Source organism: Actinotalea caeni (assembly GCF_009733795.1).
GTDB classification, from domain to species: Bacteria; Actinomycetota; Actinomycetes; order Actinomycetales; family Beutenbergiaceae; genus Pseudactinotalea; species Pseudactinotalea caeni.
On the sequence record NZ_WNXX01000007.1, the window covers coordinates 19537 to 35352 of the forward strand.

Sequence of the window (15816 nt, forward strand, 5' to 3'; positions counted from 1 at the left end):
TTGAAACCTGTCCCGGGGGGCAGAAGTGGGTTGACACCTGTTCTGGGGGCAGAAGTGGGTTGAAAGCGGTCAGGTGGGGAGCGAGAGCAGCGCGGCGGCGCGACGCTGCCACGCGTGGGCGGCGGCCTGCGTGCGCCGCGCGAGCGCCGTGACCGGCGGCAGCGGTCCCGGCTGGGCGAGGGCGCGGTCGTAGGGCATCCGCACCAGCAGCGGCGACGGCACCGCGTGCGGCGTCGCCGCACGACCCGGTCCGCCCACCTGGCTGAGCACCACCGCGACGCCGGCGAGCGCGTCCTCACCCAGCTCGGAGATCGTGCTCAGCATGCTGGCCGCGTCGGCGACGCCGAGCGGCGTCGCGGGAGCCGCGACGGCGAGCACGCAGCCGCCCGCCTCCAGCAGCGCGGCCGCGCTCTCGGGCGTGTGCACGCCCGCGTCCCAGACGGCGAGCTCGCCGTTGAGGGCCGGCACCTGGTCGTCGCCCACGCGGTCGATGAGGTGCGCGCTCGGCCGCGCGTACAGCATCGGGGCGCCGTGCGGGTGGTGACGCAGCCCCGCGAACGCGAGCGCGGCGACCGTCGTCGTGCCCACGCCGCCCGCGGTGCCCACGACGGCGAGCGTCCTCATGAGCGGGCCCCCGCGGCCGGCACGGCACCGGTGCCGGCGTCGTCCGGCTGCTGCTCGGGCGTGTGGGCGATCTGGACGATGTGCGGCCGCTCGCCGCGCCGCAGGTACCGCCCTCGGCCGGGCGGGAACCGCTCGGCGTAGACCCGCGGCGCCACCTGGCCCTCGCTGCGCTCGCCCGACATGACGAGCAGCGAGCCGCCCGTGTCGCGCAGCACCTGCAGCGTGAGGTCGTACATCGCGCGGCTCGCACCGGCGACCGGTCGGGTCAGGATGACGTGCAGGTCGAGGTCGCGCGCGTTCGGCAGGTGCGGCACGAGCGGGCCGAGCGGGTCGGTGCCGCCGGCGCCGACGATGTCGTAGTCGTCGACGAGCAGCACGATCCGCGGGGCCTTCGCACGCACCGCCGGGTCCATGCCCGGGCGCTTCTCGAGCTCGCCCGCGATCGTGGTGCACAGCCCGCGCGCCTGCCCGGCGTTGCGGGCGTGCGCGGCGAGGTAGTCGTCACTGATGACGCCCGGCACGTGACCGCGCGGGTCGATGACGGCGATCGCGAGCTCGTCGCTGGTGAACCGCTCCATGAGCCCGACGGCGATCGTGCGCAGCAGCGTCGACTTGCCGCACTTGGCGTCGCCGAGCACGAGCATGTGCTGGTCCTCGCCGGCGAAGTCCCACACCGCCGTCTCCATCGTGTCCTGCCGCAGCCCGACCGGCACCGCGTCCGGCTCCTCGTACGCCTTCGGCAGGTCCGCCGGGGACAGCTCGTGGGGCAGCAGCCGGATCGGAGCGGCGGCGGGACCGCTCCACGACTGCGCCACCCGGGCGGCGAGCTGCTCGAGCTCCTCGCCGACCTCGTCGTCGCTCACGACGTCGAGCACCGGCAGCGCCGTCTGGGCGATCTTCTTGTCGTCGAGCAGCACCCGGCCCGGCCGGTCGGCGGTGAGCAGCGCCGACAGCTTGCGGTCGACGCTGGACTCCGCCGGGTCGTTGAGCCGCAGCTCGATACGCGTGCCGAACAGCGCCTGGTGCGCCATCCGGAGCTCGCTCCAGCGGGTCAGCCCGAGCACGAGGTGGATGCCGAAGCTGGAGGCGCGCATCATGATGTCGACGAACGCCTCCTCGAGCTCCTCGAAGTCCTGCCGGATCGCGCCGTAGCCGTCGACGAGCAGCACGATGTCCGCCGCCGGCAGCTCCGGCACCTGACCTGCCGCGTGCATCGCGCGCAGCTGCGCCATCGAGTCGATCGCGCGGTTGCGGAAGACCGCCTCGCGGTGGGCGAGCATGCCCGCGAGCTCCTCGAGCAGCCGCCGCAGCCGGTCCCGGTTCGACCGGGTCGCCACACCACCGACGTGCGGGAAGCCCTCGATGCGCTGCAGACCTCCGGTCGTGAGGTCCATGCCGTAGATCGCGACGTCGCGCGGCGTGTAGGACAGCGCCAGCGACGCCGCGACCGTGCGCAGGAACGTGCTGCGACCGGTCTGCGGGGCGCCGATGAGCGCGACGTGCCCACCCGCGCGGGTGAGGTCGAGCAGCCACGGGTCCTGCGCCTGGTGCTCGGGGTCGTCGACGAGACCCATCGCGATCGTCAGCGCCCGGTCCTTGGCGGTGGCGCGGTCGACGACGGCGCCCAGCGCCAGCCGCTCGGGCAGCGGCGGCAGCCAGACCGGGCGCACCGCGCGGTCGTCGTCGCGCGTCCGCTCGACGGCGGCCTCGACCAGGGTCTGCGAGGTGTCGGGACGCGTGAGCGGCGACAGCGCGGGACCCTGCGAGTCGTCCCCGCCGCGGCGGATGCCGTTGTAGAGCGGTAGCAGCAGCGGTCGGGGCGCGGTCGGCTCCTCCTCGCGCGGCGCCCGGTTGCGCACGACCGGTCCCGACACGTAGCCCGCGCGGAACCGCGTGTACACGCTGGTGTCGACCTTGAGGTAGCCGTAGCCCGGCAGCGCAGGCAGGTGGAACGCGTCGGGCGTGTTGAGCACGACCTGCGACTCCGACTCCGAGAACGTCCGCAGCCCCAGCCGGTAGGAGAGGTAGGTGTCGAGACCGCGGAGCTTGCCGCCCTCGATGCGCTGGCTCGACAGCAGCAGGTGCACGCCGATCGAGCGGCCGATGCGACCGATCTGGAGGAACAGGTCGATGAACTCCGGCTCCGCCGTCAGCAGCTCGCCGAACTCGTCGATGACGACGAACAGGTGCGGCATCACCGGCAGCTCGGGGTTGTCCTCGCGCAGCTGCCGGTAGTGGGTGATCGACGGTGAGGAGCCGGCCGCCTTGAGCATCTGCTGGCGGCGCACGACCTCGCCCTGGATCGAGGCGCGGGCCCGCGTGGTCAGCTGCGGGTCGTCGGCGAGGTTGTCGATGAGTCCCGCCAGGTGCGGCAGCCCCTCGAAGGGCGCGAACGCCGCGCCGCCCTTGTAGTCGACGAGGATCATCGACAGGTCCTCGGGCGGGTGGTTGAGCGCGAGCGAGAGGATCAGCGTCCGCAGCATCTCCGACTTGCCGGAGCCGGTGGCGCCGATGCAGATGCCGTGCGGACCCATGCCCAGCTGGGCGCTCTCCTTGATGTCGAGCAGCACCGGGTTGCCGAGGTCGTCGATGCCGAACGGCACCCGGAGGAAGTCGGCGGGGGAGCGCGGCTGCCACAGCTGTTCGGGGTCGAACGACGTCGGGTCCTCGATGCCGAGCAGGTCCTCGACGTCGAGGGTCGCGTCGCCCTCCTCGTCGCGCGAGGCGACGAGCGTCACCCGCAGCGCGGCCATCGCCCGTGCGGTGGCGGTGAACAGCGAGGTGTCGACGGCGTCCGGCCGCAGCGGCACGTCGACGGCGTCGCGCGTGCCGGGCTTGAGCGTCAGCACCGCGCCCTGATCGGTGACGTCGGCGTCCTCGGTGTCGTCGGTGAGGACGATCCGGGCGTCGACGTCGCCCGGCTCGTGGAGCCGGTCGGAGAGCAGGTGGACGACCGTGATGCCGAGCTCGTGCAGCGGCACCGAGCCGCCGACCGGCAGCTTCGAGGCGACCGACCCGTGGTCGTCGGCGATCACGACGAGGTGCGGCGGCTGGCTGCGCTGCGGACCGGCCCGGCGGGCGGAGTTCGCGGCCTGCACCCGGTCGGTGAAGGTCTCGCCGAGCACGCGGCCGAGCTCGCCGAGCGAGGGTGCGATGCGGCGCGCCGGCACCGGGCCGTCGAACAGCTCGGGCTCCTGGACGTGGGGGAGCAGGTCGGCGCCCGCCCAGTCGGCGGCGCGGTCGTCGGCGAACGCGAGCGCGATGCCGACGTCGTCGGGCGCGTGGAGGGCGGCGATCTGCAGCAGCATCGACCGGATCAGCGCGACGCCGCGGTCCCGGTCGCCGATGACGGCGACGACGCCCGACTGCCGCAGCGGCACCGTCATCGGCATCGACTCCACGCGCGAGGCGGCGGCGGCGACCAGCTCGGCCTCGGAGAGCAGGATCGGGTCGTGCGGCTGCACGGGCGACTCCGGCGCCGGCACGTCGATCTGGAACCACGGCACCACGCCGAGACCGGCGCGGACGTCGAGGAAGTCGGTGTCCCGGCGCCGCCGCTCCCACAGCCGCTTCGGGTCGCGGATCAGCGACATCAGCGCATCGGGCTGCGGGTGCAGCACGCTCGCCTCGAGTCGGACCTCGTGCGTGCGCCGCTCGAGGTCGCCCCGCGTGCGCTCGAGGTAGTCGAGGTAGAGCTCGCGCTTGGCGGCCTGCTGGCGGGCGTTGCGGCCGCGCGCCGAGAGCGCGAACCCGACGCCGCCGATGATCGCGACCACGAACACGAGGCCGGCGACGGCGAGGAACAACGGCTGCGCGTTGCGCATCACGACCATCATGACGACCGAGGTCGAGGCGCCGAGGATCGGCAGCAGCATCTGGAGGGGGACGACGCCGGCGTCCTCGGCGAGCGGCGGCGGCGGCGCGATCGCCTCGGGCTCGGGGCGCGTGAGGGGGAGGGTCTCCCGCGTCGGCCGGTGGACGGTCCTGACGGTCATGCGGTCACCACCTGGCGCTCGCCGTCGGTCCGTTCGCGCTGCGCGGCACCCGCACGGCGGGCGGCGGCGACCGAGACGAGCTCGGCGGCGAGCCGGATCGCGGCGAGGTTGGTCGCGTTCTTCAGCCGGCTGCTGGGCGCCGGGGCGGCCCAGCCGTGCGCCGGGTCGACGGGGAAGCGCACCACCGGGACGGGCATGGCGCGCAGCGCCTCGCCGACCCCCCAGGGGCCGCGGCCGCGCGCGGGCACGACGACCGCGACGCTCGGCACCTGCGCCGCGTGCGCCGCAGCGGCGATCTCCACGGTGCGCTGCAGCGCCTCGCGGTCGGGCGTCAGCACGATCGCGAGCAGCGAGCTCGCGGTCGCGACGTGGCCGAGCGAGCCGACGTCGCGCACGCCCCAGTCGGTGACGACGAAGTCGAAGAACCTGCTCGACGGCGCGACCGCCTCCCACCAGCGCGTGTCGTCGCCCGGCGTCACGCGGGTGAGGTCGAGGCCGTGCAGCCCCGACGGCGCCGTCGCCAGCCCGGCCAGCGCCTCGGCGGCCGTGCTGGCCGACGCGCGCTCGGCGTCCTGCGCGGACGTGCTGGTGGCGTCGGAGAGCAGGCCGGCGTGCCACAGCAGCGACCGGCGGGCGCCCGAGGCGTTGACGGCGAGCACGCGGCTGCTGCGGCGTCGTGCGAGCACCGAGGCGGCGAGCCCGGCCGCCGTCGAGCAGCCCGAGCCGCCGGCCGTGCCGACGAACCCGACCCGGGTCGACAGCGCGAGCGGGCGGCGCACCTGCTCGTCGAGCCGACGCAGCTCGGCGATCCGCCGCGGTCGCGCCGCGGCGAGCAGTCCCCAGGCGCCCCTCATCGCAGGAAGGCCCCGACGAGGTCGGAGAACACGCCGATCATCCACAGCACCAGCGGCACCAGCGCGACGACGGCGACCAGCTCGAGGGTGCCCGCGAACCGGCGCAGCCGGGCCCGGGTGTTCTCGGAGAACCGCACCCCGACCGCCGCGACGAGCGCGGCGACCAGCACGACCGCCACCAGCGTCGTCGCCCCGGGCGACAGCAGGCCGGAGACCGCGAGCGTCAGCAGCGCCACGCTGCCGCCGGCGACCAGCGCCAGCCGCTGCGGCGCCAGTGGCAGCACCTGGGTGCGCATCAGCAGCACGACGGCGACCGCGGCAGCGAGCGCGTACCCGGCCGGCTCGCCGCTGCGCGCGAGCAACCACGCCGCGACGGTCACCGGCACGACGACGGCGACCGTGGCCCAGGTCAGCGACCTGTGGGTGCGGTCGACCGCACGCTCGACCGACTCGCGCGCGACCCGCTGCCCCTCGACGACGCGGTCGTCCAGACCCGTGAGCCCGCTCGCGGTCATCGCGATGCCCGGCAGCACACCGAGCAGGGCGACCCCGGCGATCGCGACCCACGCCGCCACGTGCAGCGTCTGCATGTGCATGAGGTGCATCGCCACCCAGGCGACGACGAGCACGGCGCCGACCGCACCGCCGAGACCGAGCGGGACGTCGCGGAACCCGGCGGCACCGACCACGGCGACCACGACGCAGGCTAGCCCGAACCAGACCAGCAGGGTGGCGCCCGGGTGACTGAGGTCGAGCTGCCCCAGCAGCCAGCCCGTGCCGGCGGAGAGCGCGCCGACGGCGGTCGCGGTGAGCACGACGGCCGGCGCGGAGCGGCCGCGGCGAGCGCCGAGGACCGCGAGCAGGAGCAGCGCGAGGAGGGCACCGCCGAGCTGGGAGGTCGTGGCACCCGCGGCAGCGGCGGCGGCCGCGCCGAGCAGCCCGGCGACCCCGGCCACCGCGGCGGCCGCGATCACGCCCCACACCGGGCGCCAGCTGTCGGGCCGGCTCTCGACGGCGTCGCCGGCGAGGTCGGTGACGTCGGCGACCTCCGGCGGCGGCGGCGCCTCGTCGACGCGGACCAGCCGCAGGATCGTGCCGTGCTCGACGTCCTGCTCGGCGAGCGTGAGCGCGGGGGAGAGCTGCTCGCCGACCGTCGTCATCAGCACCAACGGTCGCGAGGACCGGTCGGTGCTCTCGTCGAGCAGCGACAGCACCTCCGGCAGCACGGCCGCGACCGGTTCGTCGTCGGGCAGCACGAGGTCCGCCTTGCGGCCCTCGCCCTGGATCGTGACGCGGGTGTAGGTGGTCACCGCGGCTCCCTCACCGTCTCCATCGTCACCGGGTCGATCGTGATGCCCGTCGCCGGGTCCGTGTAGTAGCCGGTCTCGGGGTCGTAGAACCAGTCCAGGCGCGGGTCGATGATGTTCCCCTGCGGGTCGGTGGCGAGCATGGTCTCCGGGTCGACGACGAACCCGGTCTGCGGGTCGATCCACTCACCGGTCTCGGAGTCGACGAGGAAGCCGGTGTCCTCGTCGAGGGTGCGGGTCTCGGTCTCCGGCAGCGGGTTGGAGGCCATCGCCTGCTGGAACGACGCGAGCGCGGCGTTCTCACGCTGCTGGAGCAGCAGGTTGGAGACGAACCCGTAGCCCATGCAGCCGACGCCGGCGACGGCGGCCAGCACCACCGAGCCGATGAACCGCTTGGCGTTGGTGTTGACCGGGCGACGCCGGCCGAGCGGGCCGTAGGACAGCGCCGACGCCAGCCGTGCGCGGTGCGTCTTCGTCGTCTCGATGAGGATCTTGTCCTGCTGCATCCTGCTATCCCTCGCGTGGGCCGGGGTCGGCCGCGGTCGTGGTGGGGGGTTGCCGCACCGGGCTGCCGACGGTGGCCACGCGGTCGCCGAGCTCGATCGTCGCGCCGGTGCGGACCACGGTGCGCACGTGCGGCTCGAGCGGCTCGCGCGGGCCGCCGTCCTCGACGACGGCGGTGCCGTTCATCGAGCCGAGGTCGGTGACCCACAGGACGCCGCCCTGCGGCTCGAGCAGGGCGTGGCTCTTCGACATCGTGCGGCTCAGGTCCGGGATCTGCAGCAGCCGGGTGCCGGGCTCGACCAGCGCGGGGTTGCGCCCGATCACGGTCGGCCCCACCAGGCTGTACGCCATCCCGTTGTCCAGCGTGAGCACGATCGGGGCGTCGAGCGCGCGCGACGCCGACATCTGCCACTGCTCGCCGAGCTGCGGCAGCCCGTCGGTGCCGTGCGGCACGACGCGCACCGGGTCGCGACCGCGACGCAGGTCGACCGTGCGGGTGCGCGCGAGCCGTGCGGGCGTGGCCGGCAGCCCCGTGGCCTCGTCGACGCTGCGCTGCCCGAGGACCCGGTGGCCGGGGGTCCGCCCGGTCCGCAGCAGGTCGAGGGCGGTCACGACAAGGGCGACGACGCCGAACGCCGCCGCAAGCGAGGCGAGCGGCAGCTCGAGCAGCACCGCGAGCCCGGCGCCTGCGGCCGCCGCGAGCAGCACGACCACGAGGTCGAGCGCGAACCACAGCCGCTGCGGGGAGGCCGGCCGGACGCCGTCGAGGACGAGCGCGGCAGGCAGCGGCCGGCGGTCGGCGAGAACCGGACGACTCGGCCCGGGCGGCTCGGTCAGCGGGCGGAACGCGTGCATCCTCAGCCGTCCACCACGTCGCCGAGGTCACGAGGGGTCGACGAGCTGCACGGCCCCGGGCCCCCCGTGGTCGAGGTGTGCGTCGACAGCGGCATACCTGTGCTCCAGCTCGGTGGATGACACCGTGACGTTAGCGCCTCGGCAGCGCGATGTGTCATCCCGGACCTGTGGATGGGGAGGACTCCCCTGGAGGTCGACCCCGTGCGTCGCCTAGCCTCGAGGAACGGACAAGACGTGTGTGGAAGGGATCTGGGATGAACACGAAGTTCTCGATGGAGGCCGACGCGCTGTCGGTGCTCGGCAAGAAGACGGTGACCGAGTCGGACGACCTCGGACAGCTCGTGCGCGACCTCGTGGCGGCCGCCGAGCCGCTCGAGAAGAAGTTCAACGGCCCCGCCCGGGCGGCGTTCAACCGGTTCAAGAGCCGCACCGACGAGATCTCCACGACGCTCAACAACGCGCTCGTCGGGATCACCGGGTCGATCGCCGGCCAGAACCAGGCGTTCGTGACCGCGGCCGACGAGGGTGCCGACGCGCACACCTCCGCCGAGGGCGGCGCCTCGTTCGAGGCCGCCGACGCCTCCAAGTTCGCCCCCCGGGTCTGACCAGAGCTACGAAAGGGACACCGACGATGTACAGCAACGACGACGGTCGCAACGACTACGACATCGGCGCCTCGCAGGAGGTCCAGTCGCGCTTCGAGACGATCGCCGGTCTGCTCGAGGCCGCGCTCGGCCGCCGCGACAGCGACGTGAAGGCCGCGATGGCCGTCTACCAGGCCGACGGCGTCTCCGACCAGTACGCCGCCATGGAGGCCAAGTGGAACGCCGCCGGCGAGGAGGTCCGCAACATCATCACGACGCTGCGGAACTCGCTCGGCACCAACGACGAGATCGCGGCGACCGCGCTCAAGAAGGCCGCCAGCCACGTCAACGTCTGACCGCGCCCGACGGCCCGCCACCCGCGCCGCGGGCGGTGGGCCGTCGTCTCCCGGTGCGCCCTGACGCCGGGTACCGTCACGACGATCCGATCCGCTCGCCCGACGGGAGCTGACGACCGTGCCTGACCTGTTCTTCCTCGCGCGCCGACGGGGTCTCGAGGACTTCCTGGCCGAGTACCGGCCCGTGGACGCCCGAGCGGTGGACTGCAGCGGGTCGACCCTGCTGCACGCGGCACTGTCGAACAAGCCCGGGATCCGGGCCCAGATCGCCGGGCGGCTGCTCGACGACGGCGCGGACGCGTCCGCCGTCACGCCCGACGGCGCGACGACGCTGCACGTGCTGCTCGGCAGGCCCCGCTTCGAGCCCGAGACCGACGCGCCGCTGCTGCGCCGGCTGCTCGACGGCGGCGCGGACCCCAACCGCAGCCACGGCCGTTTCGGCACCCCGCTCGTCACGCTCGCTCGGCAGCTCAACCTGACCGACGCGGAGCTCGCGCCGCTCTACGACGTGCTGCTCGCCAGCCCCGCGCTGGACCTGCTGGCACCGCCCGACGCCCCGACCTACGAGGCGGTGAAGCGGCTGGGCGAGACCCGCGCCGACCTGATCGCCCGCATGGACGCCGTGCTCGCCGAGCGCGGTCAGTCGACCCCGACCTGAGACGGACACATGGCCAGCTATCCCGAGTTCATCCCCGCCGCGGGTGCGTGCCTGGCGACCCTCAACGTCCTCGAGGGCCGCGGCCGCGTGCGCTGGATGGTGCGCGAGCCCTCGAAGAACCCCGCCGACAACGGCTGGCGGATCATGAGTCACATCGACACCTCCGAGTACCTCTCGAACCCTTCGAGCTGGAAGGTCGTCGACTTCAACCAGGTGTGCGCGATCGAGCCGGCGCTCATCGGCATCTGGGACCTGCGGGTCGGCTCGGACCTGCAGCTCGTGGACGACGAGCTGGGCCTGCGGATCGTCGACACCCCGACGGGGCGCGAGATCCCGCGCGAGAACCTGTACGTGCCGCCTGCGCACCGGGCGTGAGGTGACGCGATGAGCCGCATGGAGACGATCAACCCGGTCGCCGACGAGTGGACCGAGGAGTACGCGACGTACGTCGCCTCGTCCCGCTCGGTGCTGCTCACCGAGTCGCTGGCGACGTTCCTGGTCAGCTCGGTCGAGGCCGGCCGTCGTCCGGTCCTGCTCACCGCCGCCGACGCGCGCATCAGCTCGATCGCGATGCTCGCCCTCGGCCGCGCCGGCGCGTTCTGGGCCGTGCGGGACGAGTCCGGCGTCTACGACGGGCTCACCGGCTACCGCATCTCGGCGTTCTCCGACCTGTGGGGCAGAGCCCGGGTCGACCAGCCCCGTCTGGCGGGGTACGGCGAGCAGCGCCCCGACGCGCTCGCGGTGATGATGTTCGAGGTCTACGCCCACCATCGCGTGAGCGGGACGGTGAGCATGGGACGTCTCGCGCAGAGCGCCGTCACCGGGCTCGGTGGCGCCGAGCTGGACGTCTGGGGCCACGTCGAGCCCCTCGCGACGCACTGGAACGACGCTGCCCTGACCGAGACGATCCGCCGCACGATGCCCGACTCCGACGTCCTGCACGCCCGGGCCGGCGACGGCTCGTTCGCCGCGATCAGCGCGGGCCGCACGAAGCGCGGCGTGCTCGAGCTCGTCAAGGGCGGGGTGCCGGTCGGGCCGTACGCACCGCCCACGGCCGAGCTGCTCGAGCGGGCGACGACGATGCTCACCCGGGTGCACGCGGAGATGACGCCGACGCTCGGGCTTGTCTCGGTGGCCGAGCTCGACGCCGGCGTCACCCAGCGGGCGGCCACGCGGCGGCCCGAGGCGCCGGTCGCGGTGCTGCTCGGCCCGTCGGTGCTGCACGACCTCGGGGCCGACATCGAGACGCTGCAGCGCCGCCACGACGCGACGGTGCTCGGGCGTGCCCGGGTGCCGAGCCTGCTGATCCGCTTCGGGGCCAAGGACCGCGGCATGTGGGAGCAGCTGCTCCGGCTCGCCGCAGACCTCGGACCGGAGAACGTCCGCGCCGCGATGCTGCTGGAGGGAAGCTGATGGCCACCGAGCTGGTGCTGCTGAGTGACGTCGAGGTGACGCACGAGCACGTGGTCCACGCCGCGGCCGACGCCCACCCGGACGGGACGTACGTCACCTACCGGGGCGGCGACATCGGGCAGCTGGTGGATGCGTCGGCGCGGCCGCTGCTCACGATCTTCCGCAGCCGCCCGGTCGCACACCCGCGCGAGGCCGCGTCCGCGGTGACGGACCCGCCCGTCGCGTTCGGGCTGTGGACCGAGATGACCATCCCGTACGGAGACACCGGGGCCGGTCGCGCGGCGGCCGAGGCGGTCGCGGCAGCGGTCGGCGGTGTCGTGAAGGAACGAGTCTGAGGGGGAGACCATGACCCGATGGAGGATCAACCCCGCCGGGGTGCAGGAGGTCCTCACCAACGTCGAGACCGACCGTGGTGAGCTGAACAAGGCCCTCGCCGAGAAGAAGTTCACCGAGATCTTCGAGGGGCTCTCCTGGGGCTCCTACATCACGGCCGACGTGCCCGCGGCGCTCAACAACCTGCTCCAGGACCAGGCGACGAGACTGACGAACATCGGCAACCGGATCAACGCCTGCGTCGTCGGTGTCTCGAACGCCACGATCGCCTACAACAACGGTCAGCACGAGATGGCCGCGACCTTCCAGAGCGAGGCGGTGAGCGCGGCCGAGACCGGTGACTTCCAGTACTTCGTCGACAACGGGTACCAGGCATGACGGGCGAACAGCTCCAGGTGTGCACGGCCGAGCCGGTCGGCGGCGACGGCCTCATCGATCCCTCGACGTTCCCGTGCCGGGCGCACGACCTGGACACGAGCAAGATCACCGATGCGGCGAAGGCGCTGCGCACGATGGGCTCGACCGTCGAGCGCGAGACCTCCTCGATCGGGAGGACCTGGGAGGGCCTGAAGGACTCCTACGAGGCGCCGGAGCAGGAGACCGTCTTCGAGCTCCTGACGCCCGCCGTGAAGTCCGCCACCGACCTCAGGTCCGACCTCGACGAGGCCGCCGGCCATCTCGACACCTACGCGAGCAAGCTCGGCGGGATGAGGAAGCGCCTCGCCACCTTCGAGGCCGAGGCGTGGGAGTTCCGCAACCGGGTCAAGGACGGCGTCATGGTGCCCGCCTCGGAGGCCAAGGACGCAAGCCTCGGCGACCACTGGGACGGCCTCGTCTCGATGCTCCCCGGCGTGGGTGAGGAGCGCAAGGTGCTGGTCCACTGGAAGGAGGACACCGAGACCGTCGACCGGAACACGGAGCTGCTGCAGGAGTACGGCCGGATCGTGGCGGAGATCTCCCAGGCGGTCGCCGACTGCGCCAACGGCATCAACGGCCTGGTCAAGGGGCAGTGCATCGCCGAGGTGGAGGCGCTGCCGGCGGAGGCGTTCACCAACCCCGAGATGCCGATGCCCTGGGGTTACCCGGTCGAGGAGGACCGCAACTGCCCGGAGTCCGTCGGCCACGGTGTCTCCAGCTTCGGGTACGGCCTGTACTCCGGTGCGGCGTCGCTCGTCGGGTACGACACCGAGGAGGGGCGCTGGGGCTGGGACGTCGCCGGTCAGGCCTGGGGCGGGCTCGGCAACTTCCTGGGCTCCACGCTGGTGACGATGACGTTCACCCCGCACCTCGCGCAGCTGGGTGTGCCGATGCCCGAGGGCGTCCGGGACTGGCTGACCGAGCGCGGCGACGTCGCCGCCGCCGGTTGGTCCAGCCTCGTCGGCTACGACTACTACGCGGCGATCGAGGGCGGCGACGGCTGGCACAAGTGGAAGGAGGACGGCGTCGCGGCCGGCACGGAGTCGCTCCTCAACGTCGGCACCTTCTTCATCCCGGGGGCTCAGGTCGGCAGCGCGCTGAAGACCGGCTCCGCCGGTGCGCGGCTCATGCGCGTCGTCGCAGCGGGCGCTGACTTCGCCGTCCCGGGAGGCTCGTTCGCGCTCAAGGGCGGCGTGCGCTTCGCCAGCGGGCTCCGCAACGCGATCCGGCTCGGGGACGACGTCCCCGTCAACGGCGGCGTCAGCGGTGTGCGCTTCAACCCGGCGAGCCTGATCGACGACGTCACCGACGTCCCGACACCGCCGGTCGACCGGACGCCGGTCTCGACCGACCTGTTCGGCAGCAGCGGCCCGCGGACGCCGGACGTCCTCCCGGAGGGGCAGGGCGGAGCACGCGCGGGCGGCGTGCCGGAGCAGCCGTCGGGGAGCCAGCTGCCGGAGCAGCCGTCGGGGAGCCGGACGCCGGAGCAGCCGTCGGGGAGCCGGACGCCGGAGCAGCCGTCGGGCAGCCGGACGCCGGAGCAGCCGTCGGGCAGCCGGACGCCGGAGCAGCCGTCGGGCAGCCAGACCCCGGAGCAGCCGTCGGGCAGCCAGAAGCCGGAGCAGCCCACCGGTCACGCCCCGGAGGAGCCGGCGGGTCAGGTGCCCGAGGAGTCGACCGGCGCCGCGCCCGAGCAGCAGCCCGGCGGACACGGCCCGGAGCAGCAGCCCGGCGGACGCGCTCCCGAGCAGCCCGACGGGACGCCGTCCGACCCGACCGCCGGGCGCGCGCCCGAGCACCCGGACTCCCGGCCGAGCGACGGCACCCGCCCGACCGAGGGCCGGTCGACGACCGAGTACGACCCGGCGCAGCCCGCTCCCGAGACGATCTCGGCGAAGGAGGCCCGGGCGGAGCACGGGAAGACCTACACGCCCGAGGACGTCCAGCAGGCGCTCGACGAAGCGCCCGTCAACAGCCACGGCGACCCCGTCGACCCGCGCACGGGTGCGCCGCTGCTGCTGGAACGCAGCGACGGGGCCCGCGGCTGGGAGATGCGCTGGGACCCGGAGAACGAGCGCTGGGTGGCGCAGAACCACGGCAACGGGGAGGTCAGCGGGCTGCCCCCGCGTGGCGAGCCGAACAGCTTCGGGTACGACGCGAACGGCAACCGGATGCCGTACGCGAACCACCGACCCAGCTACGGCGAGACCCAGGTCCAGGACGTCTGGGACGCCGCCGTCCGCCCGGACGGCACGGTGCAGGTCGTCGGGCCCGACGGCCGCCCAGTCACGATCGAGTGGACGCCCGGCCAGCCGCGCGACGGCGTCTGGGACATGGGTCACCGGCCGGACTCGAAGTACTCGGACCTGCGCGACCGCTACCTGAACCACGAGATCACGCTGGAGGAGTTCCTCGAGGAGTACCGCGACCCGGACAACTACCAGGTCGAGCACCCGACGGTGAACCGGTCGCACATGAACGAGGACGGCAGCATGGACCTCGCCGGCTACGAGGGCGAGTTCCGCCCCTACGCCGACGATGCCCCCGCACGTCCCGAGCTCGAGAGCTCGGGCGACCACGGCTCACCTGACCACGGCGGCCACGGCACGGGTGCCGGTGCGTTCCCCGCGCCGGACCCGCAGCACCCGCTCGCCCACCTGGCGAGCGAGGTCGCCCCCGGCGACCCGCGGCGGGCGGTGCACGCCGGCTCGGCCGACCCGCACACCCTCCACGAGGCGTTCCGAGCCGAGTACCAGGCCCTGCTCGAGGTGAACGCGGACAGGTACGGCCGGCGCGCGGGGCACAGCAACAACTGCACGCGCTGCGTGGTCGCGGCGGACCGCATGCTCTCCGGGGCGCCGTCGTCGGCGATGCCGTTGCCCAAGGACGTGAGGGGGGACCTCTCCGCCATCACGAACGCTCTCGGGGGGTACGTGCAGCCGGTCAACGGCTACGGGCAGATCGTCGACATCATGTCGACGCTGCCGGAGGGCACCCGTGGCGTGGTCGCCATCTCGCGGCACGGCAGGCCGGGGCATGTGTTCACCGTCATCCACGACCGCAACGGTGTGGTGTTCCTCGACGCGCAGACGGGACGGTTCGCGACGCTCGAGAGCAACGTCAAGCAGATCGACCTCATCGTCGTGCCGAACAGCGCCGCGACGACGACCGGCCCGCCGTACGTGTTCCAGGCGCCGCCGCCCACGACGCCGGTCCCGCCGCCGCCCGCGACGCCGCCGGCCGCCGGTGGCGGGCTCACGGCACCACGACCTCGGCTTCCCGTGCTGGCCGACGCCGCCGCCGAGGGGACCCACCCGAGCAGCGAGGAGCCACGATGATCGACGCCCAGCAGGCACGCGCGACCGCCACGGAGGCGCTCGGGCAGCTCGAGCAGGAGCTGGGTGTGCCGCTCGCGCTCTGGGAGGGCGACCCCGAGGTGGAGCCGGTCGCCGACCACGGCGACGTGTGGGTGGTCAGCTGGAACTCGGTGGAGTACCTGCAGACGCGCGACTTCTACAAGCAACAGCTGGTCGGCCCGATCGCGATCCCGAAGGACGGTAGCGGCTGGTTCGTCCTCGGCACCGCGCTCCCGGTCGCCGAGGAGCTGCAGGAGTGGCGCGCCGCCACCGGTCGCCCGTCGCGCTGACCTGGCTGCGCAGCCGCCGCGGGTGACGGTGCGCGGTGCGGTGGCGACCGCGTCCCGTCGCAGCCGCCAGGCGGGCAGCGCCATCGCAGGGGCACATGTCGGCTCGAGGCCCTGGGTCGAGATCGGGGAGAGATCTCTCGATCTCGACCCGGGGCCTCGATCTCGTCGTGCTGCGATGGATCTCCCGTGACGAGATCGTGATGCGAAAACCTTGACGGGACTCGGGATCCCGTGCCACGGTTTATAACGTTTCAACACCCGGCGCAACGA

General features: G+C 73.5%; 15 protein-coding genes. 9 read left to right on the forward strand and 6 right to left on the reverse strand.

What is annotated here, in order from left to right:
* Window positions 1–69: 69 nt before the first annotated feature.
* Genes GPA02_RS07980 through GPA02_RS08000 form a run of 6 tightly spaced genes read right to left on the reverse strand, consistent with a single transcriptional unit; the run spans window position 70 to window position 8139 of the window.
* A complete protein-coding gene (locus GPA02_RS07980; RefSeq protein WP_156199396.1) occupies window positions 70–624 on the reverse strand; it encodes a hypothetical protein in 555 nt (184 codons plus the stop codon).
* The gene (gene eccCa / locus GPA02_RS07985) at window positions 621–4619 is read right to left on the reverse strand and encodes a type VII secretion protein EccCa (RefSeq protein WP_156199397.1); all 3999 of its coding nucleotides are present in this window, start codon (window positions 4617–4619) and stop codon (window positions 621–623) included. Before eccCa ends, GPA02_RS07980 begins: the two co-directional genes overlap by 4 nt.
* A complete protein-coding gene (locus GPA02_RS07990) occupies window positions 4616–5473 on the reverse strand; it encodes a hypothetical protein (protein WP_156199398.1) in 858 nt (285 codons plus the stop codon). The genes eccCa and GPA02_RS07990 overlap by 4 nt, the downstream gene beginning before the upstream one ends.
* Window positions 5470–6783: an EsaB/YukD family protein gene (locus GPA02_RS07995; RefSeq protein WP_162457725.1), complete on the reverse strand. Its 1314-nt coding sequence runs from the start codon at window positions 6781–6783 to the stop codon at window positions 5470–5472. The genes GPA02_RS07990 and GPA02_RS07995 overlap by 4 nt, the downstream gene beginning before the upstream one ends.
* Window positions 6780–7286: an OCRE domain-containing protein gene (locus GPA02_RS18805; protein WP_162457726.1), complete on the reverse strand. Its 507-nt coding sequence runs from the start codon at window positions 7284–7286 to the stop codon at window positions 6780–6782. The genes GPA02_RS07995 and GPA02_RS18805 overlap by 4 nt, the downstream gene beginning before the upstream one ends.
* 4 nt (window positions 7287–7290) lie before the next feature.
* Window positions 7291–8139 carry an FHA domain-containing protein gene (locus GPA02_RS08000; protein ID WP_156199400.1) on the reverse strand — a complete coding sequence of 283 codons (849 nt, stop codon included), beginning with the start codon at window positions 8137–8139 and terminating at the stop codon, window positions 7291–7293.
* A gap of 254 nt (window positions 8140–8393) precedes the next feature.
* Between GPA02_RS08000 and GPA02_RS08005 the strand changes: the two genes are divergently transcribed.
* The 9 genes from GPA02_RS08005 (at window position 8394) to GPA02_RS08045 (ending at window position 15546) form a co-directional block, all read left to right on the forward strand.
* Complete coding sequence (locus GPA02_RS08005) at window positions 8394–8744, forward strand: hypothetical protein (protein ID WP_156199401.1); 351 nt, start codon at window positions 8394–8396, stop codon at window positions 8742–8744.
* 26 nt (window positions 8745–8770) lie between these two features.
* Window positions 8771–9079: a pore-forming ESAT-6 family protein gene (locus GPA02_RS08010; protein WP_156199402.1), complete on the forward strand. Its 309-nt coding sequence runs from the start codon at window positions 8771–8773 to the stop codon at window positions 9077–9079.
* Between the two features lie 118 nt (window positions 9080–9197).
* Window positions 9198–9737: a hypothetical protein gene (locus GPA02_RS08015; protein ID WP_156199403.1), complete on the forward strand. Its 540-nt coding sequence runs from the start codon at window positions 9198–9200 to the stop codon at window positions 9735–9737.
* Window positions 9738–9746: 9 nt separating this feature from the next.
* Window positions 9747–10112: a DUF2185 domain-containing protein gene (locus GPA02_RS08020; RefSeq protein ID WP_156199404.1), complete on the forward strand. Its 366-nt coding sequence runs from the start codon at window positions 9747–9749 to the stop codon at window positions 10110–10112.
* Window positions 10113–10121: 9 nt separating this feature from the next.
* Window positions 10122–11150, forward strand: a complete 1029-nt coding sequence (locus GPA02_RS08025; RefSeq protein WP_156199405.1) for a DUF6177 family protein — start codon at window positions 10122–10124, stop codon at window positions 11148–11150.
* Window positions 11150–11485 (forward strand): hypothetical protein, encoded by a 336-nt coding sequence (locus GPA02_RS08030; protein ID WP_156199406.1) that lies wholly within the window; start codon window positions 11150–11152, stop codon window positions 11483–11485. The genes GPA02_RS08025 and GPA02_RS08030 overlap by 1 nt, the downstream gene beginning before the upstream one ends.
* A gap of 10 nt (window positions 11486–11495) precedes the next feature.
* Window positions 11496–11861 carry a DUF6507 family protein gene (locus GPA02_RS08035; RefSeq protein WP_156199407.1) on the forward strand — a complete coding sequence of 122 codons (366 nt, stop codon included), beginning with the start codon at window positions 11496–11498 and terminating at the stop codon, window positions 11859–11861.
* Window positions 11858–15238, forward strand: a complete 3381-nt coding sequence (locus GPA02_RS08040; protein WP_156199408.1) for a GH-E family nuclease — start codon at window positions 11858–11860, stop codon at window positions 15236–15238. Before GPA02_RS08035 ends, GPA02_RS08040 begins: the two co-directional genes overlap by 4 nt.
* Window positions 15235–15546, forward strand: a complete 312-nt coding sequence (locus GPA02_RS08045) for a YrhB domain-containing protein (RefSeq protein WP_156199409.1) — start codon at window positions 15235–15237, stop codon at window positions 15544–15546. Before GPA02_RS08040 ends, GPA02_RS08045 begins: the two co-directional genes overlap by 4 nt.
* The last annotated feature ends 270 nt before the right edge of the window (window positions 15547–15816 follow it).